The 20,172-nt window shown below is 70.4% G+C and carries 20 protein-coding genes and 1 tRNA gene; 13 read left to right on the top strand and 8 right to left on the bottom strand.

The annotated features are described in order from the left end of the window. The first annotated feature begins 8 nt into the window (after nucleotides 1-8). From J8G10_RS05390 to J8G10_RS05370, 5 genes are read left to right on the top strand one after another with little or no spacing between them, the layout of a single operon-like run. On the top strand, nucleotides 9-1,052 hold the full coding sequence (locus J8G10_RS05390) for a phosphatidate cytidylyltransferase (protein ID WP_251440378.1): 1,044 nt from the start codon (nucleotides 9-11) through the stop codon (nucleotides 1,050-1,052). Beyond that, nucleotides 1,049-1,624 (top strand): DivIVA domain-containing protein, encoded by a 576-nt coding sequence (locus tag J8G10_RS05385; protein WP_251440364.1) that lies wholly within the window; start codon nucleotides 1,049-1,051, stop codon nucleotides 1,622-1,624. The genes J8G10_RS05390 and J8G10_RS05385 overlap by 4 nt, the downstream gene beginning before the upstream one ends. 49 nt (nucleotides 1,625-1,673) lie before the next feature. Continuing rightward, nucleotides 1,674-2,372, top strand: a complete 699-nt coding sequence (locus J8G10_RS05380; RefSeq protein WP_251440361.1) for a transglycosylase SLT domain-containing protein — start codon at nucleotides 1,674-1,676, stop codon at nucleotides 2,370-2,372. Between the two features lie 13 nt (nucleotides 2,373-2,385). Continuing rightward, nucleotides 2,386-2,670, top strand: a complete 285-nt coding sequence (locus J8G10_RS05375) for a hypothetical protein (RefSeq protein ID WP_251440358.1) — start codon at nucleotides 2,386-2,388, stop codon at nucleotides 2,668-2,670. Between the two features lies 1 nt (nucleotide 2,671). Beyond that, nucleotides 2,672-3,385, top strand: a complete 714-nt coding sequence (locus J8G10_RS05370) for an alpha/beta hydrolase (protein ID WP_251440355.1) — start codon at nucleotides 2,672-2,674, stop codon at nucleotides 3,383-3,385. Here J8G10_RS05370 and J8G10_RS05365 read toward each other — a convergent pair whose 3' ends face one another. Beyond that, complete coding sequence (locus J8G10_RS05365; protein ID WP_251440353.1) at nucleotides 3,386-4,444, bottom strand: AI-2E family transporter; 1,059 nt, start codon at nucleotides 4,442-4,444, stop codon at nucleotides 3,386-3,388. A 186-nt stretch (nucleotides 4,445-4,630) separates the two neighbouring features. Between J8G10_RS05365 and J8G10_RS05360 the strand changes: the two genes are divergently transcribed. Both J8G10_RS05360 and J8G10_RS05355 read left to right on the top strand, forming a co-directional pair. After that, a complete protein-coding gene (locus tag J8G10_RS05360) occupies nucleotides 4,631-6,508 on the top strand; it encodes a glycosyl transferase (protein WP_251440350.1) in 1,878 nt (625 codons plus the stop codon). Then, the gene (locus J8G10_RS05355; RefSeq protein ID WP_251440347.1) at nucleotides 6,505-7,443 is read left to right on the top strand and encodes a tetratricopeptide repeat protein; all 939 of its coding nucleotides are present in this window, start codon (nucleotides 6,505-6,507) and stop codon (nucleotides 7,441-7,443) included. The genes J8G10_RS05360 and J8G10_RS05355 overlap by 4 nt, the downstream gene beginning before the upstream one ends. 20 nt (nucleotides 7,444-7,463) lie before the next feature. On the opposite strand, the gene J8G10_RS05350 is transcribed toward J8G10_RS05355, so the two are convergent. Next, nucleotides 7,464-8,033, bottom strand: a complete 570-nt coding sequence (locus tag J8G10_RS05350) for an AAA family ATPase (RefSeq protein WP_251440344.1) — start codon at nucleotides 8,031-8,033, stop codon at nucleotides 7,464-7,466. Nucleotides 8,034-8,087: 54 nt separating this feature from the next. Here J8G10_RS05350 and J8G10_RS05345 point away from each other — a divergent pair, with 54 nt between their 5' ends. Next, nucleotides 8,088-8,777 (top strand): DsbA family oxidoreductase, encoded by a 690-nt coding sequence (locus J8G10_RS05345; RefSeq protein ID WP_251440342.1) that lies wholly within the window; start codon nucleotides 8,088-8,090, stop codon nucleotides 8,775-8,777. A 168-nt stretch (nucleotides 8,778-8,945) separates the two neighbouring features. Here the strand turns inward: J8G10_RS05345 and J8G10_RS05340 are convergent, their stop codons facing one another. Continuing rightward, the gene (locus tag J8G10_RS05340) at nucleotides 8,946-9,437 is read right to left on the bottom strand and encodes a glutathione peroxidase (protein WP_251440339.1); all 492 of its coding nucleotides are present in this window, start codon (nucleotides 9,435-9,437) and stop codon (nucleotides 8,946-8,948) included. Between the two features lie 60 nt (nucleotides 9,438-9,497). Between J8G10_RS05340 and dusB the strand changes: the two genes are divergently transcribed. Genes dusB through J8G10_RS05320 form a run of 4 tightly spaced genes read left to right on the top strand, consistent with a single transcriptional unit; the run spans nucleotide 9,498 to nucleotide 14,749 of the window. After that, complete coding sequence (gene dusB, locus J8G10_RS05335; RefSeq protein ID WP_251440336.1) at nucleotides 9,498-10,652, top strand: tRNA dihydrouridine synthase DusB; 1,155 nt, start codon at nucleotides 9,498-9,500, stop codon at nucleotides 10,650-10,652. Next, on the top strand, nucleotides 10,642-12,048 hold the full coding sequence (locus J8G10_RS05330; protein WP_374208760.1) for a deoxyguanosinetriphosphate triphosphohydrolase: 1,407 nt from the start codon (nucleotides 10,642-10,644) through the stop codon (nucleotides 12,046-12,048). Before dusB ends, J8G10_RS05330 begins: the two co-directional genes overlap by 11 nt. Further along, nucleotides 12,048-13,925 carry a DNA primase gene (gene dnaG, locus J8G10_RS05325; RefSeq protein ID WP_251440328.1) on the top strand — a complete coding sequence of 626 codons (1,878 nt, stop codon included), beginning with the start codon at nucleotides 12,048-12,050 and terminating at the stop codon, nucleotides 13,923-13,925. Before J8G10_RS05330 ends, dnaG begins: the two co-directional genes overlap by 1 nt. Before the next feature lie 53 nt (nucleotides 13,926-13,978). Further along, nucleotides 13,979-14,749, top strand: a complete 771-nt coding sequence (locus J8G10_RS05320) for an ATP-binding cassette domain-containing protein (RefSeq protein ID WP_251440326.1) — start codon at nucleotides 13,979-13,981, stop codon at nucleotides 14,747-14,749. A 158-nt stretch (nucleotides 14,750-14,907) separates the two neighbouring features. Here J8G10_RS05320 and J8G10_RS05315 read toward each other — a convergent pair. Beyond that, nucleotides 14,908-14,980 (bottom strand) — tRNA-Asn (locus J8G10_RS05315). 102 nt (nucleotides 14,981-15,082) lie between these two features. Further along, a complete protein-coding gene (gene def / locus J8G10_RS05310; protein ID WP_251440323.1) occupies nucleotides 15,083-15,649 on the bottom strand; it encodes a peptide deformylase in 567 nt (188 codons plus the stop codon). Between the two features lie 67 nt (nucleotides 15,650-15,716). Between def and J8G10_RS05305 the strand changes: the two genes are divergently transcribed. Beyond that, nucleotides 15,717-16,856, top strand: a complete 1,140-nt coding sequence (locus J8G10_RS05305; protein ID WP_251442361.1) for a DMT family transporter — start codon at nucleotides 15,717-15,719, stop codon at nucleotides 16,854-16,856. A 40-nt stretch (nucleotides 16,857-16,896) separates the two neighbouring features. On the opposite strand, the gene pgl is transcribed toward J8G10_RS05305, so the two are convergent. Genes pgl through zwf form a run of 3 tightly spaced genes read right to left on the bottom strand, consistent with a single transcriptional unit; the run spans nucleotide 16,897 to nucleotide 20,157 of the window. After that, the gene (gene pgl / locus J8G10_RS05300; protein ID WP_251440320.1) at nucleotides 16,897-17,676 is read right to left on the bottom strand and encodes a 6-phosphogluconolactonase; all 780 of its coding nucleotides are present in this window, start codon (nucleotides 17,674-17,676) and stop codon (nucleotides 16,897-16,899) included. A 1-nt stretch (nucleotide 17,677) separates the two neighbouring features. Then, the gene (locus J8G10_RS05295) at nucleotides 17,678-18,613 is read right to left on the bottom strand and encodes a glucose-6-phosphate dehydrogenase assembly protein OpcA (RefSeq protein WP_251440294.1); all 936 of its coding nucleotides are present in this window, start codon (nucleotides 18,611-18,613) and stop codon (nucleotides 17,678-17,680) included. Next, the gene (zwf, locus tag J8G10_RS05290; protein WP_251440290.1) at nucleotides 18,610-20,157 is read right to left on the bottom strand and encodes a glucose-6-phosphate dehydrogenase; all 1,548 of its coding nucleotides are present in this window, start codon (nucleotides 20,155-20,157) and stop codon (nucleotides 18,610-18,612) included. Before zwf ends, J8G10_RS05295 begins: the two co-directional genes overlap by 4 nt. Between the last annotated feature and the right edge of the window lie 15 nt (nucleotides 20,158-20,172).

The raw sequence follows: 20,172 nt of genomic DNA, 5'->3' as shown, positions 1-20,172 counted from the left end.
GAGCGCCGATGAGCATCCCGTCCGGCGACGACGACGCGTCGACGATCCCGCCACGACCCCCGCTGCCGCCGCGCACCGGTGCGAGCGCTCCGACGCGCACCGGTGACAACCTGCAGGCCCAGTGGCAAGCCAAGAAGGCCGAGATCGAGACGCACGTCTCGCATGCGCGCGATCAACTCGATCAGGCGAATGAGCGCATCAAGGAGCGCACGGGGCGCGATCTCCTGGTCGCGACCGGCGTCGGCCTGCTGATCGGCGGCGTGATCCTCGCCTCGCTGCTGTTCGCGAAGTGGTCCTTCGTGGTGATCGGCCTCGCCATCATCCTGCTCGCCGTGTGGGAGCTCGTGCTGGCCCTGCGCGCCGGCGGCCGCAAGGTCGACCTCTGGCCGCACCTGGTCCTCGGCGCGGCGCTCGCTGCGAGCGGCTACTTCGCCGATCCGTGGCTGTGCTGGGTGATGCTGTCGGTCGCCGTCTTCGGCGTCATCGTCTGGCGACTTCTCGCCCAGATGATCGTGAAGGACGGCCGCACCTACGGCGACGTCCTCACCGACGTCCTCGCCGCGGGATTCATCCAGGTCTACGTCCCCTTCCTCGGCGCGATCATGCTGATGCTGCTGCGTCAGCCGCGCGGCGAATGGTGGGTGCTCGCCCTCATCGTCGTCGTCGTGGTCGCCGACACCTGCGCCTACGCGTCCGGCCTGCTGTTCGGCCGGGGCGGTCGGCATCCGATGGCGCCGCGGGTCAGCCCGAAGAAGACCTGGGAGGGCTTCGCCGGCGCCGTCGTGGGATCGCTCGTGGCCGGTGCGCTCGTCGGCGTCTACATGCTCGAGGTGCCGTGGTGGGCCGGTCTCATCATCGGTGCCGCACTCGTCGCCTCGGCCACGATCGGCGACCTCGGGGAGTCGCTGCTGAAGCGCGACCTCGGGATCAAGGACATGAGCTCCTGGATCCCCGGTCACGGCGGACTGCTGGATCGTCTGGACAGCATGCTCCCGTCCGCCGTCGTGGCCCTCGCCCTGTACATCCTCCTCACCCCCCTGGTGGCAGCATGACCGATTCCGTCCGTTCCGACGCCGCCGGGTCGGCTCCGAGCTTCGCCGTCGTCCCCCGCCGCGAGAAGGGCTATCAGCGCGCCGCCGTCGACACCTTCCTCGGACGGGCGCGCAGCGCCTTCGAGGACGAGGCGGAGGGGATCAGCGCCGCCGACATCCGCGCGGCGTCGTTCCCGCTGGTCCGCGGCGGATACGACATCGCGGCCGTGGACGCGGCGCTCGCCCGGGTCGAGGACGCCTTCGCGCAGCGTGAGCGGGCGGCGGCGGTAGCGGCCGCGGGCGCCTCCGCGTGGGTCGGCCGGGCACGGACCGACGCTCAGGTGATCCTGGATCACCTGAGCCGTCCGGAAGGTCACCGCTTCGCGCGCACCGGGCCGCTGACGTTCGGCTACCGCGTGGACGAGGTCGATCACGTCGCGAAGCGGATCGTGCGCTTCCTTCGCGACGGAGACGCGCTGAGCGCCGAGCAGGTGCGGCAGACCGCGTTCCGCATGCAGCGACGCGGGTACCGCGAGGAGCAGGTGGACGCCCTGCTCGACGCGACGATCGACGTGCTCCTCGCGATCCGCTGAGCGATTCTCATGGCGGATTCAGGTTCCCCTGGCTAGAATCGGACCCATTGTGACTCCCGATAACGATTCGATAGCGGCGCGCACCCCGAACGCCGTCCAGAACGCAGCAGCCACAGCCCCCCGTGCCGGCAAGAAGGCGTTCCCCCGGAGGAACGCCGCCTCCGCGGTGCTCGCCGGACTGGCGGTGGTCGGCTTCTCCGTCGCGATCGTGGCTCCGGCCGGTCTCGCCATGTCGGCTTCCGAGCCGGCGCATGCCTCGGTCACCACGGCGTACGCGCTTGCCGCGCGCGATGCCCAGAACATCACCGTCTCCGTGCACGGGGTGACGCCGACGGCGCAGACCCGCGACGCATTCGAGGTCTACGTCACGCCGAAGCCGACGCCGACCCCGGAGCCCGTGGTGGCTTCCAGCGACAGCTCCTCGTCCAGCTCGGACTCCAGCGGTCCCGGACCCCTCTTCTACACGGGAGGCGGCGCGCCCGCGGAGTGGATGGCCGCCGCCGGCATCGCCTCGAGCGACTGGGGCAACGTCGACTACATCGTCAGTCGGGAGAGCGGCTGGAACCCCAACGCCACGAACAGCGGATCGGGGGCCTGCGGACTCGTCCAGGCGCTGCCGTGCAGCAAGGTCCCCGGCAACGGCTACGACCCGGTCGACAACCTGCGGTGGGCGAACGGCTACGCGGTGGGACGCTACGGCAGCTGGGGCGCCGCGGTGGCGTTCTGGTCCTCCAACAACTGGTGGTGAGCAGCGCTCACCCATGCCACGCTCGCACAGACGACGTCCGGAGCGCCCGCGGGACGACGGGCTCGACCGGCTGATCGCCGGCTGGAAGCGCACCGAGATGCGTGGCAGCACCGAGTGGTACGTCCAGCCGCTGTCTGCCGCGCAGGCTCAGAAGGAGTACATGTGCCCCGGCTGCTCCGGGCTCATCCCGATCGGCACGGCGCACCTCGTGGTCTGGCGCGCTGACGGCGTCCTCGGAGATGCCGCGGACCTCGCGGCCCGACGGCACTGGCACAACGGCTGCTGGCGGAGGGGCTGAGATGGAGATCCGCGGACCCCGTCCGCTGCCGGCCCGGCGCGAAGAGATCGAGCTGCGCACCGAGGACGAGCTGCGCCTCGTCGGCGAGCTCGCCCTTCCGGAGAGCCGGGATCCCGTGGCCACCCTCGTCACCCTGCACCCGCTCCCGACGGCCGGCGGGTTCATGGACTCGCACATCCTGCGCAAGGCCGCAGCGCGTCTGCCTGCCCTGGCGGATCTCGCGGTGCTGCGGTTCAACTCGCGCGGCACCTCCTCGCCCCGCGGGCGGAGCGAGGGCGCCTTCGACGGGGGAGGGGCCGAACGGCATGACGTGGCCGCGGCCATGGCCTTCGTCCGGGCGCGGGGACTGCCCCGGCCGTGGCTCGTGGGCTGGTCGTTCGGGACCGAGCTGGCGCTCAAGTACGGCCGCTCCCACGACATCGAGGGCGTCATCCTGCTCTCGCCGCCGCTGCACCGGGCCACTGGGGCGGAGGTCGCCGCCTGGGCCCACGACGAACGGCAGGTCGTGGTGCTGGTTCCCGAGCTCGACGACTATCTGCGCCCGGCGGAGGCGATCGCGCGGTTCGCAGCGATCCCGCACGCGCGCCTCATCGCCGTCGACGGCGGACGACACCTGTGGGTGGGCGAGACGCAGACGCGACGCGTGCTGGACGAGATCGTCGCGGCCGTGAACCCGAGTGCGCTTCCTCTGGCGCGGGAGTGGCCCGCGTCCTGACTATCGCTCGTTCATCCGGGGGATGAGCACCTGCCGGTAGATGATCAGGACGCTCGCCGCGACGGGGATCGCGATGAGGGCGCCGAGCAGGCCGAGAAGGGCGCCACCGGACAGCGCCGCGATGACGACGACGGCGCCGGGTACCGAGACGGCGCGGTTCATCACCCGCGGCGAGAGGACGTAGGCCTCGATCTGCATGTAGATCAGGTAGTAGATCGCGGCGATGAGAGCGGTGAGGGGCGTCGAGCTGAGGCCGAGGCACACCAGCACGATGATCGTGGATCCGGTCAGCGTGCCGACCAGCGGGATCAGCGAGAAGAAGAAGGCGATCACGGCGAGCACGATCGCGAACGGCGCCTGGATGATCGAGAGGAAGATCAGGCTGAGCAGGCCGTTGATCACGCCCATGGTCACCTGGCCCATGACGTAGTAGCCGACGGAAGCGGTGATCTGCTCCGCGAGATCGATGAAGCGCTCCCGCTTCGACGCAGGGACCACCTGGTACACGGCGCCCTTGAGCGAGGGGATCGCCGCGGTGAAGTAGATGGTCAGGATCAGGATGATGAACGTGCCGCTGATGCCGGCGAACAGCGCACCGCCGACGACGATGACGCCCTGTCCGATGGAGCTGCTGATGTCGCCGAGATTCTTGTTCAGCCAGTCGTTCACATAGCCGAACACGGTGTCGACGTCGAGGTTGGGGAACAGGCCCTCGAGCCAGTGCTTGAAATCGGCCATCGCGGTGCCGCTGTTCACGATCTGGGTGATCTGCTGGACGAGGAGCGAGATCTGGTTCACCAGGATCGGGATCACCGTCAGCACGATGCCGACGAAGATCCCGAGCACGACGACCACGGTGATCAGCACAGCCACCCAGCGGGGGAGGCGTCGACGGGTCAGCCAGCTGACCATCGGATCGAGGCCCAGGCTGAGGAACAGCGCGGTGCCGACGTACAGCAGGATCGTCGACAGGCTCTGCACGCTCTGGATGAGCAGGATCCCGAGGCCGACGCCCAGGGTCGCCACCAGCGCGGTGCGGAACGGGTTGTGCAGCTTCATGGCATCCTTCGTGCTCGATCCACCAGCGTAACCGGAGGCGCGCGGAGAGTTCAGGAGCATCGCCGCCGATGGCGCATCGGGCGCATCGAGGCCGCCCTCGTGGCATCCATACAGGTCGTTTCGCTAGTCTGAAACGTCGAGCGGAGATCGCGGGCGACTGCCCGAGGATCGCGGAGGAGTCTTTTCGTGCGTTTTGTATGGGCTGTGGTGGCCTTCGTGCTGGCGGCCGTCCTGATCGGGACCGGTATCGCGCAGCGGACCATCTTCCTCGGTCCCAAGGATGTCTCGGCCGAGTTGAGCGTCAAGACACCGCAGGCCTACACCGTCATCGACTCGGCGGTGCTGCGTGCGCATCCCGGTGAGCAGACGCTCGTCGCGCAGGGGAAGGGCACCGTCTTCGTGGCCCAGGCGCGCACCGCCGACCTGGAAGCATGGCTCAGCGACACGAGCTTCAACCGGATCACGCTGGGCAAGGACGGAACGACGAGCGCCAAGGTCGTCGAGCCGACGGTGTCCTCGGAGGACACCAAGGACGTCCAGCGCAACCCTGCCGGCTCCGACCTGTGGCTCGACAGCGTCTCGGACAAGAACTCCCTGACCGATCGGATGCAGGTGCCTGAGGGCGTCAGCGTGCTCGTCGCCTCGGACGGCAAGGCCGATGCCCCCGCGGACGTGACGGTCAAGTGGCCCCTCGACACCGCGACGCCGTGGGCGGGACCGCTCATGGTGGCCGGCGGAGCCTTCCTCCTGCTCGGTCTCGTGCTCTACGTGCTGGCGATTCGGCATTCCCGGCGCGGTCGTGGCCCGCGCCGCAAGGCGCCGCCGCCCCTTCCCGCCACCGAGCCGATCGACGTCGCCGATCGGGCGGCGGTGGAGGAGGCACAGGGATCCGCTCCGGCCCGGACAGCGCCGGTGGCGCGGCCGGAGCCGGTCGCGCCGGAGGAGGAGGACCGCCCCTCACCCGCCGAGCCCCCGGTGCGAGAGCGCAGGGCGATCCGCCCGCGCCGCCGCGCTCTACTGCTGCTTCCTGCCGTCGGGGTGACTGCCGCCCTCCTCACCGGTTGCACGCCCGACATCTGGCCGCAAGCCGCGACCTCCCCGACCCCGACGCCGACGGAGACACAGGTCGCCGAGGCCGGGCAGCAGGCGCCGGCGGTCACCGAGGCGCAGGCGGCTCGGATCCTGGAGAGCATCTCCGCGACCCTGGCCGATGCCGACAAGAACCTCGATGCGTCGAAGGCCGAGTCCCGTCTCGAGGGCGCCGCGCTCGAAGCCCGCAAGACCGCCTACGCCGTGCGGAAGAGCGTGACCGATTTCGCGCTGCCCGCGACCATCCCGGCGGAGAAGATCAAGATCCTCGTGCCGCAGGCCTACGACTCGTGGCCGCGCACGGTGCTCATGCTCGTCGAGCACGGGAACGACGAGAAGGTCGCCCCCCTGATCATGACCATGACCCAGCCGGATCCGTGGGCGAACTACAAGATCTCCTCGGTCGCGGAGATGCAGGCGGCGGCCAAGCTGCCGAACATGGCGCCGGCCTGGCTGGGAGCCAAGCTCACCCCGCCCGACTCGCCGTTCCTCGCCACCGAGCCGAACAAGCTCGCCGCCGAGTTCGCGAACGTGATCGACCAGGGGGACAAGAGCGAGTTCTACGACAAGTTCGACAAGACCGCGCTCGCGTTCGCGAAGTCGGTGCAGGAGAGCCGCGCCACGCTGCAGCAGGCCCTCAAGGACGCCAACGCCGACACCACCTCCAGCCTGACGTTCGCAGCGACCGCCGGCCGGGAGCAGCCGGTGTCGATGTCCAGCATCGACAGCGGGGCTGTCGTTGCGGTCACCGTCGACGACTCTCAGACGATCAAGCCGACCTCGGCGGATGCCGTGATCAAGCTCGACAAGAACCCCTCGGCAAAGGCGCTCACCGGTGTCGACCAGTCGGCGACGGGCTTCGTGTCGGTGTACGGCGTGCAGCTCTTCTTCGCCGTCCCGGCACAGGGATCCGAGGGCAAGATCACGCTGCTGGCCGCGTCCCAGCAGCTCCAGAGCGTGACGGAGATCAAATGACCGAGATGTCCGCAGCGGCCCTCCGAGGCGCCGTCGACCTGTCGTCCCTGCGCAACCGGCCGCCGGCTCAGGCCCCCGGAGCGCCCGCCGCCGGAGAGGCAGGGCCGATCCCGCTCGTGGTCGACGTCACCGACGCGACCTTCGGGCAGGTGCTCGAGCTCTCGCAGAGCGTGCCGGTGGTCGTGGACCTGTGGGCCGAGTGGTGCGGCCCCTGCAAGCAGCTGAGCCCCGTACTCGAGAAGGTCGTGACCGAGCTCGCCGGCCGCGTCGTGCTCGCGAAGGTCGACGTCGACGCCAATCCACAGCTCGCGCAGGGGTTCCGGGCCCAGTCGATCCCGATGGTGGTGGCCCTGGTCGCGGGACAGCCCGTGCCGCTGTTCACCGGAGCGGTGCCCGAGGAGCAGGTGCGCGAGGTCTTCGCCCAGCTGCTGGAGCTCGCGGCGCAGCACGGCGTGACGGGGACCATCCCGGTCGGCGAGACCGCGGCCGACGGCGATGCCCCGGAGCCGGAGGCGCCCCCGCTGCCGCCTCTGCATCAGGAGGCGTTCGATGCGATCGAACAGGGGGACTTCGCTGCGGCGATCGACGCGTACGAACGCGCGCTGACGGAGAACCCCCGCGATGAGGAGGCCCGTGCGGGCCTCGGCCAGGTGCGTCTGCTGCACCGCACCCAGGGCCTCGACCTCACCGCGGTCCGGGCCGCGGCGGCCGCGGCGCCGGCCGACGTCGATGCCCAGTTCGCCGTCGCGGACCTCGATGTCGCGGGCGGGCACGTGGCCGACGCCTTCGATCGTCTGCTCGACCTGTTCACGGCCGTTCCCGCCGAGGACCAGGGGCGGGTGCGCGAGCGCCTGGTGGAGCTCTTCGGTCTGGTCGGGGATGCCGACCCGCGGGTGCTCGCCGCACGTCGGCGGCTGGCGACGCTGCTCTTCTGAGCTGAGGCGCAGCGTTCCCGTCAGTCCGCGGACGGGACGGCCCGAAGCCAGCGTTCCACCTCGGTGGGGCGTCCGAACCGGAGGACGGTGAGGGCGGGGTAGTCGGCGCGGACGGAGGGCATCCTCTCCCGCCACGTGTCGCGGGTCTGCGCCTGCCAGCGCAGGATGTTCTCCTCGGGGTAGCGGCGGAGCATGTGCCAGATCGGCTTCTCGCGGTTGCCGTTCCACAGCTCGGTGCGCAGCAGGCTGCGGGAGACGGTGCGCCGCAGGAGCCGGGCGCGGGCGACCGCGTACGGGTAGTCGAGCCAGATCGCCAGATCGGCACGGGGCGCGAGGATCGGATCCGTGCCCCTCCCGCTGTACTGCCATTCCGTCACCCAGCGGTCGGATGCGGCGAAGGCGCGGACGTCGTCGAGGAACGATTCGCGCGGCGTCCACTCCGGTCCGTGGAACAGCGCGTCCAGCTCGACATGCGGCAGGCCGCGTCGTGCCGCGAGCCGTCGGGCCAGCGTGGTCTTGCCGCTCCCGGTGATGCCCGCGATGAGAATGCGCTGCGCGGAGAACGGCGGCGTCGCGGGATCCACGGGCATCGGATGAGGCTAGCACCTGGAATACCCACCCGGAACATGCGGTTGAATCGATGTGTGAGCGAACCCATCTCGATCGACATCTGGTCCGACATCGCCTGCCCGTGGTGCTACATCGGCAAGCGCAACCTCGAGGCGGGGCTCGCTGCCACCGCCGAGGACGATGATGCCCCCGAGGTCAGCATCACTTTCCATTCGTTCGAGCTCTCGCCGGATACGCCGGTCGACTTCTCCGGCGACGAGGCCGACTTCCTGATGGGGCACAAGGGCATGCCGCGCGCGCAGGTCGAGCAGATGCTCGACCGTGTCACGGGCATCGCGAAGGACGCCGGCCTGGAGTACCGGTTCGACCTGCTCCAGCACACCAACACGGTCAAAGCCCATGAGCTGCTGCACCACGCCAAGGCGCAGGGTCGCCAGCACGACATGGAGGAGCGGCTCATGTCCGCGTACTTCACCGAGGGGCGGCACGTCGGACGGATCGAGGATCTGGCCGACCTGGCGGCGGAGATCGGCCTCGACCGCGATGCCGCGCTGGAGGCGCTGCAGACCGAGCGGCACCTCCAGGACGTGCGCGCCGACCAGGCGCAGGCGCAGGCCTACGGCATCCAGGGCGTGCCGTTCTTCGTGATCGACGGTCAGTACGGCGTCAGCGGCGCGCAGCCGCCGGAGGCGTTCGCCGGCGTGCTGCGGGAGCTGTGGGCCAAGCGCGGGCAGGACGCCGAAGCCGAGCCTGCCGCCGGCTGAGCCGCGACTGCTTTCAGCGAGACCGAACTCCCGTCCCGAGACCGTGCGAATATACGCGAGTCTCGGGGCGGGAGTTCGGTCTCGTGGTCAAGAGGCGCGACTCGCCCGAGCGCGTCCGCGAGCCGGAGCGCGAGCGCGTCCGCGAGCCCGAGCGCTCGTACGAGCGCGTCAGACGAGGGCGTGCTCGATGGCGGCCACGATCTCGGGGTCGTCCGGGACCTGGCGCGGACGGAACCGCTGCACGGATCCGTCCGGGGAGACCAGGAACTTCTCGAAGTTCCACTCCACGCGTCCCGACTTGCCGTTGCCGTCCGGCGTCGTCTTGAGGGTCTTGTACAGGTCGGCCGCGCTGCGCCCGTTCACCTTGACCTTGTCGTTGATCGGGAACGAGATCCCGTAGGTCGTGGAGCAGAACTCGAGGATCTGATCCATGGAACCGGGCTCCTGACCGAAGAACTGGTTGCAGGGAAAGCCGACCACGGTGAGGCCGCGATCCCCGAAGCGCCGCTGCAGCTCCTCGAGCTGGGCGTACTGAGGGGTGAGACCGCATTTCGACGCGACGTTCACGACGAGCACAGGGCCGGTGCCGTAGTCATCGAGCGTCCGCGTGGCGCCTTCGGCGTCGGTGAAGGGGATCTGGCGCAGAGGGGTGGCAGACATGTGCACAAGCCTAGGCGCGGCGGGCATCGCGGGCGCCGGATCTGGGACAATGGAGAGGATATGACTCTCGCCCCTGCTTCCGTCCGGCCCCTGCAGATCGGCCCGCTGCGCATCGACGTCCCCGTCGTGCTCGCGCCGATGGCGGGCATCACCAACACCGCGTTCCGTCGGCTGTGCCGCGAGTACGGCGCCGGCCTGTACGTCAGCGAGATGATCACCTCGCGGGCGCTGGTCGAACGCAACGCGATCACGATGCGCCTCATCCAGCATCACGAGAGCGAGACGCCGCGATCCATCCAGCTCTACGGCGTGGATCCGGGAACGATCGCGGAGGCGGTGCGGATCATCGTCGCCGAGGATCGCGCCGACCACATCGACCTCAACTTCGGCTGCCCGGTGCCCAAGGTCACCCGCAAGGGCGGCGGGGCGGCGCTGCCCTGGAAGATCGGGCTGTTCTCGGAGATCGTCGAGCGCGCGGTGAAGGCGGCCGGCGACGTGCCGCTCACCGTGAAGATGCGCAAGGGCATCAACAAGGACCACCTGACCTTCCTCGACGCGGGGCGGGCCGCGGAGGACGCGGGCGCGGCCGCCGTGGCGCTGCACGCGCGCACCGCGGGGGAGTACTACTCCGGGCACGCGGACTGGTCGGCGATCGGCGAGCTCAAGCAGGCGGTCACCTCGATCCCGGTGCTCGGCAACGGTGACATATGGAGTGCGGACGACGCCGTCCGGATGATGGCGGAGACCGGCTGCGACGGCGTGGTGGTGGGCCGGGGATGCCTCGGTCGCCCCTGGCTGTTCGGCGAGCTCGCCGCCGCCTTCGGCGATGAGCGCGCCGTGCAGGTCGATGCGACGCTCGGCTTCGTGAAGGACGCGTTCCGCCGGCACGCCGAACTCCTCGTCGAGTTCTTCGAGGACGAGGACCGCGGCTGCAAGGACGTACGCAAGCACGTCGCCTGGTACTTCAAGGGCTATCCGGTCGGCGGCGACATCCGCGCGGCGCTCGCCCGAGTGTCGACCCTGCAGGAGATCGACGACATCCTCGGCACGCTCGGCGACGCGCCGTACCCCGGAGCCCCGGCGGAGGGGCAGCGGGGCCGGGCCGGGACGCCGAAGCGCACGGCGCTGCCCGACGGCTGGCTGGATTCGCGCGAGGTCGCCTCCGAGGTCACGGACATGATGCGCGGCGCCGAGGTCGAGAACAGTGGCGGCTGAGCCGGGAAGCGCGGACGTGGCGGGAGTCGCCCCCGGCTACGACGCGCATGACGCCGCGCGCTTCTTCGCGGAGACCCACCGTTCGGAGCGCGACGACTTCGCCCGGGATCGCGCCCGGGTGCTGCATTCGGCGGGGCTGCGCCGGCTCGCCGCGAAGACGCAGGTGCTGAGCCCCGCGTCGACGGCCGACTTCGCGCGGAACCGCCTCACGCACTCCCTCGAGGTCGCGCAGGTCGGGCGCGAGCTCGCCGTCGCGCTCGGCGTGTCCGCCGACGTGGTCGACACGGCGTGTCTGAGCCACGATCTCGGTCATCCGCCGTTCGGGCACAACGGCGAGCGCGCGCTCAACGACTGGGCCGCCGACATCGGCGGGTTCGAGGGCAACGCGCAGTCGCTGCGGATCCTTACCCGACTCGAGGCCAAGGTGCTCGACGATCGGGACCGCTCGGTCGGGCTCAACCTCACGAGGGCCAGTCTCGACGCCACCTGCAAGTACCCCTGGACCGTGAACAGCCCCGTGCCGGATCCGGGCGGGCGCCTGAAGTTCGGCGTGTACCCGGAGGACGAGGACGTGTTCCGCTGGATGCGCGAGGGCGCGCCGGGGCGGCTGCGATGCATCGAGGCCGAGATCATGGATCTCTCCGACGACATCGCCTACTCCGTGCACGACTTCGAGGACGCGATCGTCAACGGTTACCTCGACGTCGCCCAGCTCGCGGATCCGGCCGAGCACCACGCGCTCGTCGGGCGGATCCAGCAGTGGGTCGGCTACGACTACACCCGCGAGGATCTCGCCGATGCGCTCTACCGGTTGACCCGTCAGCCGATGTGGCTGACGTCGTTCGACCGTTCCCGGCGCGACCTCGCCCGTCTGAAGAACCTGACGAGCGACATGATCGGGCGCTTCGCGCGGGCAGCGGTGTCGGCGACCCGCGAGGCGTATCCGGGTCCGAGCCTCGCGCGCTACAACGCGCACGTGGTCGTGCCGAAGGTGATCGAGGCCGAGATCGCGGTGCTCAAGGGCATCATGGGGCAGGCCATCGTGACGATCGACGCCCGCCGCGGGGTCTACAAGGAGCAGCGCCGGGTGCTCAAGCGTCTCGCCGACGCGCTCTGGTCGACGGATGCGCTGTGGACGGCCGGCGCCGACGTGCTGGAGCCGGCCTTCGCCGCCGACTTCCACGACGCCGGGTCCGATGGGGAGCGCGCCCGGGTCGTCGTCGACCAGGTCGCGAGTCTCACGGATCAGACCGCGGTGGACTGGCACAACCGCCTCGTCGGCGACATCGATCCGGCCGAGGTCGGAATCTGGACGCCGCGGCACGCCAGGCCTCGTGCGGCGCACGCCGGGCGCGCCACGTCGGAGGCCCTCCTCGCGACCGACGGCGGTCGCTGATGCCGCGGATCGCACAGGCGGACGTCGACGAGGTCAAGGCCCGCACGAACATCGCCGACATCGTGGGGGAGCGCGTCTCCCTCAAGTCCGCCGGCGTCGGGTCGATGAAGGGCCTGTGCCCCTTCCACGACGAGAAGAGCCCCAGCTTCCACGTGCGACCGCAGGTCGGCCACTACCACTGCTTCGGCTGCGGGGCATCCGGCGACGTCTACTCGTTCCTGCGCGAGATGGACCATGTGAGCTTCACCGAGGCCGTGGAGCGGCTCGCCGCACGCGTCGGATACACGCTGCACTACGAGGACGGCGGACCCGCCCCCGAGACGAGCGGTCGGAGCAGGCTGTACGCGGCCAACACCGCGGCGGCGGAGTTCTTCCGGAGCCGGCTGCTCAGCCCCGAGGCGGAGTCGGCACGGGCGTTCCTCGGGCAGCGGGGATTCGACGCCGGCGCCGCGGCGCACTTCGGCGTGGGCTATGCGCCGCGCGGCTGGGACGGCATGCTCAAGGCCCTCAGCGCCCAGGGCTTCACCCGGGACGAGCTCACCGCCGCCGGCCTCGTGTCCGCTGGGCAGCGGGGCGTCTACGATCGCTTCCGCGGTCGTGTGGTCTGGCCGATCCGGGACGTCACGGGGCAGACGATCGGCTTCGGCGCGCGCAAGCTCTACGACGACGACCAGGGCCCGAAGTACCTGAACACCCCCGAGACGCCGATCTACAAGAAGGCCCAGGTGCTCTACGGCCTGGATCTGGCCAAGCGCGACATCTCCCGGGGAGACCCCAAGCGCGTCGTCGTCGTCGAGGGCTACACCGATGTGATGGCGTGTCACCTCGCCGGGGTCACCACGGCGATCGCCACCTGCGGCACGGCGTTCGGCGCGGAGCACATCAAGCTGCTGCGCCGGGTGATGGGGGATGACTCCGCGGCAGGTGAGGTGGTGTTCACCTTCGACGGAGATGAGGCGGGTCAGAAGGCGGCGCTGCGGGCGTTCACCGAGGACGACCGGTTCAATGCGCAGACCTTCGTCGCCGTGGCCCCCGACGGTCTGGATCCCTGCGATCTGCGTCTGCAGCGCGGCGATCAGGCGGTGCGCGGACTCATGTCCACCAAGGTCCCCATGTTCGAGTTCGTGATCGACCGGAAGATCGGCTCCTTCGACCTCGGCACCGCCGAGGGACGGGTGGGTGCGCTCCGCGCCGCGGCCCCGATCGTGGCCGAGATCCGGGACGCGTTGCTGCGACCCGAGTACGAACGCATCCTGGCGCGCCGGCTGGGGATGGATCCGACCGACGTGCACGCCGAGGTGCGTCGTCACGAGCGTCGCCGCCGCGACGGCGCCGGCGCGCGCGAGCAGCAGACGACTCCCGCTGCGTCGTCGTCGCCGGTCGCGAGCGAGGCGGCGACGACGGTCCCCGTGGTGACCCTGGCGACGCTGCCGCGGACCGGAGACGCGCCGCTCGAGCGGGACGCGCTGATGGGCGCCCTGCAGTACGGGCACCAGCTCGACGCGGAGCTGCTGCAGCGGGCCGTCAGCGCGCCGTTCTCCGTGCCGGCGCTGGACGCGGTGCGCGAGGCCATCGGTCAGGTGCCGGACCGGCAGCGACCCGGATGGGCGCTGCAGGCGGTGGACTCTGTGCGGGAGCCGTATCGCGGGCTCGCCGGGGAACTGCTCATGGCGGCGTTCCCGGCGCGCGACGAGCAGGGAGCGAGGGCGTCGGCGAAGGATCTCTGCCGACGGCTCATCGTCCGCGGTCTGGAGCGCGAGAAGAGCGAACTGCTCGGTGCGATCCAGCGCCTGCCCGCCGATTCCGACGGGGCCAGGGCGATCGCACGCAGGCTCGTCGAGATCGACTCCGAGCGGCAGCGGTACAACGAGTCCTGAGGCCCGCCGGAACCCGCTCCCCAGGTCGGGGAGGGTTCGGGCAGGATGGAGTCATGGCACGTTCGAGCGGTGATCCAGCGGCGGCGATCGTCTGCGAGGATGTCGTGATCGACCGGATCGGCCATTCCGCGCCCACGCGTGCGATCGACGGAGTGACGTTCACACTGCCTCCCGGCGAGCTGATCTGCATCGCGGGCGCGACAGGTTCGGGGAAGTCGACGCTGGTCGGTGCGCTGGCGGGTGCTCCGGACCCGTCGATACGCGTGGTCGGGGGTTCGGCGACGGTCTGCGGAGTCTCGGTGCGCCACCCTGGCCGGCGCCTTCGGGAACTGACCTACCGTGCCGGGTACCTGCCGCAGAATGCCGGGGCGCTGCTGACGCCGCAGCTGACGGTCCACGAGATCATCGCCGAACCGATCCTGCAGCGTGAGCGCAAGGTGAACGTCAAGGCGCTGTCCATCCGGGTCGCGACGCTCCTCGACGAGCTGCACCTGCCGCTGGGCCTCGCCTCCTCGTTCCCCTATGAGCTGAGCGCCGGGATGCGCCAGCGCGTCGCGATCGCGCGCTCGCTGGTGCTGGATCCGCTGGTGCTCATCGCTGACGAGCCACTCGCGAACCTCGATCTGGAGGTGCGGCCGGTGGTCTTCGACGCGATCACGCGGCGCCGCACCGGACGGGGGATGGCGGCTCTGCTGGTGAGCAACGACGCCGCCTTCGCACGCGAGCTGGGCGCGGCGACCCTGATGATCCGCGAAGGGCATGTGGTCGCACGCGGCGTCGGCGCCGATCTGCTGTGGACGCCCGGGGCGGACCACGCCGTCTGACGGGGGGCCGTGCTGCGCCCGCGCTGAGGCGAACGCATCTCGCGCCGGGAACCTCGTCCTCGCCGTGACGACCGGATGTCCGGTCTACGGGCGGATGACAGGCGGACGACTCCGCCAACGACGAAACCCCGTCACGAGGACGGGGTTTCGGGGGATTGCTCCCCGGCTTGGACTCGAACCAAGAACCTGCCGGTTAACAGCCGGCTGCTCTGCCAATTGAGCTACCGAGGAATGTCTCCCGCTGCGCGGGCAACTCGTCAACTATAGCAAACGTTCGCGGTGCTTCCCGCCTCGGGCCGGCGCCCGGGCGCGTCGCGCCGCGGCGCCCGGCGCTCAGCCTTCGAGGTTGTCGACGCCGGGCAGCCAGCGTGCGCCCGGACGGCCCCAGCCGCGCTTGCGGGAGATCTTCTGCACGGTCTTCCAGTCGCCGTCGTCCAGACGGTCGACGTACAGGATCCCGTCCAGGTGGTCGAACTCGTGCTGCATGATCCGGGCGCGCCAGCCGTCGACCTCGATGCGGACGTCGTCGCCATTGAGGTCGGTCCCGGTCACGAGGACGCGCTCGGATCGGCGCAGCGGGAAACGCTCGCCGGGGAACGACAGGCACCCCTCCGATTCGAGATCGGGGTCGGGGGAGCCGGGCTCGAGCGGCGCCATCCAGAGCACCGGATTGATGATCTCGCCGCGCCAGGGGTTCTCGTCATCGTCGACGTACGAGTACACGTAGATCCGCAGACCGACTCCCACCTGCGGGGCGGCGAGGCCCACGCCGGGAGCGATGTCCATCGTCTCGTACATGTCCGCGACGAGGGTGCGGATGTCGTCGGTGATCTCTCCGACGGGGTCGGCGGGGGAATGCAGGACGGGATCGCCCATGATGCGAATCGGAAGCACAGCCACGCGTCAACCCTAGTCGGCGCCGTGCGGCGGGTAGGCTCGAAGGGTGCTTGAGGAGCTGACGCGGAACATGGGGGCGGCAGACGTCGGCGAACACCTCGCCGGCGTGTTCGCCAACCCCGGCCTCTTGATGGGCATCCCGCTGGCGCTGGCGGGTGCGGTGTTCATGTCGCTCGGCGCCCAGTACCAGCACCGCGGGGTCGAGAAGGTCGAGCGGCTGAGCGGCTCCGACGCGGCCACGGGCCTGAGCTGGCAACAGGTGAAGGGGCTGCTGACCCGGCCGTCCTGGATCGTCGGCACCCTCATGCTCGGTCTCGCGATCGTCTGCCAGCTCGCCGCGCTCACCAAGGCGCCGCTGATCGTGGTCCAGCCGCTCGGAGCCATCGCGCTCGTGATCACGACCCTGCTCAACGCGCGGGTGAGCGGTGTGGCGCCGACGAAGCGCTCGCTCGTATCGATCTTCGCCTGCGTGGGCGGCATCTTCATCTTCGTGCTCTTCGCCGCGCTGTTCGCCGTCGAGCGCGATATCAGCGAGATCCAGCTGTTCACGATCCTCACGATCCTGCTCCTCGTGATCATCCTGCTCGGCGCCTGCTGGCTGATCCTCCGGCATCGCATGCGTGCGCTGTTCTACGTCACCGGCGCGGGCATCCTCTACGGCTTCGTGGCGACGCTGGCCAAGGCGGTCCTGGTCCGGATCCAGTCCGGTCAGTTCGACTGGCTCACGGCGGTGTGCGTAATCGCGCTCATCGCGGCCGGCGCCGCGGGCGCCTACTTCGTGCAGACGGCATACGGGTCCGGCCCGCCCGACCTCGTGATCGCGGGCCTCACCGTCATCGATCCGATGGTCGCGGTGCTCATCGGCCTGCTCGTGCTCCAGGAGGGCGCTGCAGCCCCGGTCTGGGTGTTCGTCGCCTTCGGGATCTCCGGAGCCATCGCCGGATGGGGCGTGGTCACGCTCGCCCGCTACCATCCGCAGGTCGTGAGCGAGAGCCAGGAACTGCCCATCACCCGGGGGAGCAGCGGAGGGGCCGCCCCGTCGGGGAGCCGCCACACGCCGGACGCGCAGGGCGATGACGCAACGGCGCCCTCGGACGGCCATCCCGACTCGCCGGCATGGCCGTCGAACGTCGCTCCGCTCCGGCGCGAAGACCCGCCTCGTACCGGAGGCGACGCCGACGAGCGCGGGAACGGATCCGCCGGACGCTGATCCGGTGGGTCGGCGTCGACGTCCGCAGTCGCGGCGTCGGTCAGTAGTCGACGTCGATGAGATCCGGCGCGACCTCTGCCGCGGCGGCCTCGTCCACGAAGAACACGGTGCGCTTGCGTCCCTTGGCTCCTGCCGCCGGCACGTTCTCATAGTTCGCGCCGGCCAGTGCCAGCCCCAGCGCCGAGGCCTTCTCCGCTCCGGTCAGCACGAGCCAGACGCGCTTCGAGGCGTTGATGACGGGACGGGTCAGCGTGATCCGCTCCGGCGGGGGCTTGGGGGAGTCCCGCACCGGCAGCACGGCGGCATCCGACACCGTGATCTCCGGGCGGTCGGGGAACAGCGAGGCGACATGCCCGTCGGGGCCGACACCCAGGAAGCACACCGCGAACGACGGCCAAGGGCGCTCCGCGTCCCCGAAACGCGCGAGCTCCGCGGCATACGCGTCCGCACCCTCGTCGAGCGTGAGGCCCTCATCGCTCGCCGCCATCTCGTGCACGTTCTCGGCCGGAACGGGGATCCGGTCCAGGAGTGCGGCCCTGGCCTGCCCGGCGTTGCGATCGGGGTGATCGCGCGGGACGAAGCGCTCATCGCCCCACCAGAAGTGCACCAGGGACCAGTCCAGCTCGGCGGTGCGTGGATCCTCCGCCACCGCCTGCAGCACGGCGGATCCCATGCTTCCGCCGGTCAGTGCGATGTGGGCGACGCGGCCGTCCCTGATCCGCGCCTGGACGCGCACCAGGAACCGGTCTGCGACGAGGCGGGCGAGCGAGGCCGGATCCGCGCCGATCACGACGCGCTTGGCGGGGGAGTCGGAGGCCATGTCAGGCGACCGGCTCCGGCGCTTCGAGCAGCTCCCAGCCCTCGGTGATCACGCGGCCGTACAGCACGTCCGGATCGAGGCGGCGGAGCTCCTCCGCCAAGCACTCGCGCAGGGTGCGGCGGGGCAGGTGCAGCTCGTGGTCGGGCTGACCGGGCTGCGTGAGCACGGCGGAACCCGGCACCGGACGCTCGAGCAGGATGTCGCCGTCCGCCCGGGTGAGCCGAACCGACTTGATGCCCTCCTGCCACACATCGGGGCTCTCGTACGCCCAGCGGACCGGTACGTCGAGGGCGAGCCGCAGCCACGCCGCCAGCAGCGCGGTCGACGGCGATGCCGCGGCACCGCGCACCTCGACGGCGGTGACGTCGTCGTACGGCGGCTGGTCGAGCACCGCGGCGAGCTGCTCGCGCCAGTGCGTGAGCCGGGTCCAGGCGAGATCCGTGTCGCCGGGCACGTGCGTGCGGCCGAGCACCTCGAGCTGAGCGCGCACGTCGGAGGCCGTCGCGGCGTCTGTGATGCGGCGCTGAGCGATACGGCCGAGGGGCGAGGCCGCGGGCGCCTCCGGCGCCTCGCGCGGCCACCACACGACCACGGGCGCATCGGGCAGCAGCAGTCCGGTGACCAGGCTCTCCTCGTTGCTCGCGGCGTCGCCGTAGGCGTGCAGCACGACGACCTCGCTCGCGCCCGCGTCGCCGCCCACGCGGATCTGCGCGTCGAGGTGCGCCTCGCCCTCGCTCGTGGTGAGCACGATCACGCGCATCGGGTGCTCGCGGGAGGCGTCGTTCGCGGCGTCGATGGCCGACTCCGCGACGTCGTCGGTGGCCGCGATGATCAGCGTCAGCACGCGTCCGAGCGCGACGACGCCGCCCTCCTCGCGCGCCTTGACCAGGTTCTTCGCGATCTGGCTGGTGGTGGTGTCGGGCAGATCGATGATCACGGGCGCCTCCAGACACGTCCGTCACGGGCGAGCAGGGCGTCGGCGGACGCCGGGCCCCAGGATCCGGGAGCGTACTGCTCCACCGGGCCGCCTTCCGCGGCCCAGAACTGCTCCACCGGATCCAGGATCTTCCAGCTGAGCTCGACCTCTTCGTGGCGCGGGAACAGCGGCGGGTCGCCGAGGAGCACGTCGAGGATGAGACGCTCGTAGGCCTCGGGGCTGGCCTCGGTGAACGCGTGCCCGTAGCCGAAGTCCATGGTCACGTCGCGCACGTTGCTGCCGTTGCCGGGAACCTTCGAGCCGAACCGCAGGGTGACGCCTTCATCCGGCTGCACGCGGATCACCAGGGCGTTCTGCCCCAGCTCGGAGGTCTGCGCTCCGCCGAACAGGTGCTCCGGGGCGCGCTTGAACACGACCGCGATCTCCGTGACACGGCGTCCGAGACGCTTGCCCGTGCGCAGGTAGAACGGCACGTCGGCCCAGCGGCGGGTGTTGATCTCGAGCTTCACGGCGGCGTAGGTCTCGGTGGTGGATTCCGGATCCATGCCGTCCTCGTCGAGGAAGCCCGTGACCTGCTCGCCGCCCTGCCAGCCGCCGGCGTACTGTCCGCGCGCCGTGGCGAGGGACAGATCGTCGGGGAGGGAGACCGCGGCGAGGACCTTCTCCTTCTCGGCGCGCAGATGCTCCGCCGATAGGCTGATCGGTTCCTCCATGGCCGTCAGCGCGAGCAGCTGCAGCAGGTGGTTCTGGATGACGTCGCGCGCGGCGCCGATGCCGTCGTAGTAGCCCGCGCGTCCGCCGACGCCGATGTCCTCGGCCATCGTGATCTGCACGTGGTCGACGTAGTTGCGGTTCCAGATCGGCTCGTAGAGCTCGTTCGCGAAGCGCAGCGCGAGGATGTTCTGCACCGTCTCCTTGCCGAGGTAGTGGTCGATGCGGAAGATCGAATCGGCGGGGAACGTGCCCTCGAGCGCGTCGTTGAGCGCCCGCGCCGAGGCGAGATCGTGCCCGAACGGCTTCTCGATCACGACGCGACGCCAATGGTCGGCGTCCTCATGCCCCTCGACCAGCCCGGAGTCGCGCAGCTGCTGCGCGACCAGCGGGAACTGGTTCGGCGGGATGGAGAGGTAGTACGCGTGGTTGCCCATGGTTCCGCGTTCGACGTCGAGCTTCTCGACCGTCTCCCGCAGCCGGCGGAAGGCGTCCGGGTCGCCGAACTCGCCGGAGACGAACCGGATGCCCTGCAGGAGCTGGGCCCAGGTCTCCTCGCGGAACGGGGTGCGCGCATGCTCCTTGACGGCGTCGTACACCACTTGCGCGAAGTCCTGGTCCTCCCAGTCGCGGCGGGCGAAGCCCACCAGCGCGAAGCCGGGGGGCAGCAGACCGCGGTTGGCGAGGTCGTAGACGGCAGGCATGAGCTTCTTGCGCGACAGGTCGCCGGTGACGCCGAAGATCACCAGGGCGCTGGGGCCCGCGATCCGATTCAGCCGGCGGTCGTCGGGATCGCGCAGCGGGTTGTGGCCGCGGGAGACGGGGACAGACATCAGTGGGGGATTCTC

This window comes from Microbacterium sp. USTB-Y, from assembly GCF_023703415.1.
In the GTDB taxonomy this organism is placed as follows: domain Bacteria; phylum Actinomycetota; class Actinomycetes; order Actinomycetales; family Microbacteriaceae; genus Microbacterium.
The sequence above is the reverse complement of the archived record's forward strand: the minus strand, read 5'-3'. Positions and strand labels throughout refer to the sequence as shown.

Coding starts and splice junctions, on each gene's coding strand:
- J8G10_RS05305 (WP_251442361.1), top strand. CDS start 15,717: ATGGGGGCGGCAGACGTCGGCGAACACCTCGCCGGCGTGTTCGCCAAC.
- dnaG (WP_251440328.1), top strand. CDS start 12,048: ATGCCGCGGATCGCACAGGCGGACGTCGACGAGGTCAAGGCCCGCACG.
- J8G10_RS05350 (WP_251440344.1), bottom strand. CDS start 8,033: ATGCCCGTGGATCCCGCGACGCCGCCGTTCTCCGCGCAGCGCATTCTC.
- pgl (WP_251440320.1), bottom strand. CDS start 17,676: ATGGCCTCCGACTCCCCCGCCAAGCGCGTCGTGATCGGCGCGGATCCG.
- J8G10_RS05370 (WP_251440355.1), top strand. CDS start 2,672: ATGGAGATCCGCGGACCCCGTCCGCTGCCGGCCCGGCGCGAAGAGATC.
- J8G10_RS05320 (WP_251440326.1), top strand. CDS start 13,979: ATGGCACGTTCGAGCGGTGATCCAGCGGCGGCGATCGTCTGCGAGGAT.
- J8G10_RS05365 (WP_251440353.1), bottom strand. CDS start 4,444: ATGAAGCTGCACAACCCGTTCCGCACCGCGCTGGTGGCGACCCTGGGC.
- J8G10_RS05355 (WP_251440347.1), top strand. CDS start 6,505: ATGACCGAGATGTCCGCAGCGGCCCTCCGAGGCGCCGTCGACCTGTCG.
- J8G10_RS05390 (WP_251440378.1), top strand. CDS start 9: ATGAGCATCCCGTCCGGCGACGACGACGCGTCGACGATCCCGCCACGA.
- J8G10_RS05340 (WP_251440339.1), bottom strand. CDS start 9,437: ATGTCTGCCACCCCTCTGCGCCAGATCCCCTTCACCGACGCCGAAGGC.
- J8G10_RS05375 (WP_251440358.1), top strand. CDS start 2,386: ATGCCACGCTCGCACAGACGACGTCCGGAGCGCCCGCGGGACGACGGG.
- dusB (WP_251440336.1), top strand. CDS start 9,498: ATGACTCTCGCCCCTGCTTCCGTCCGGCCCCTGCAGATCGGCCCGCTG.
- J8G10_RS05385 (WP_251440364.1), top strand. CDS start 1,049: ATGACCGATTCCGTCCGTTCCGACGCCGCCGGGTCGGCTCCGAGCTTC.
- zwf (WP_251440290.1), bottom strand. CDS start 20,157: ATGTCTGTCCCCGTCTCCCGCGGCCACAACCCGCTGCGCGATCCCGAC.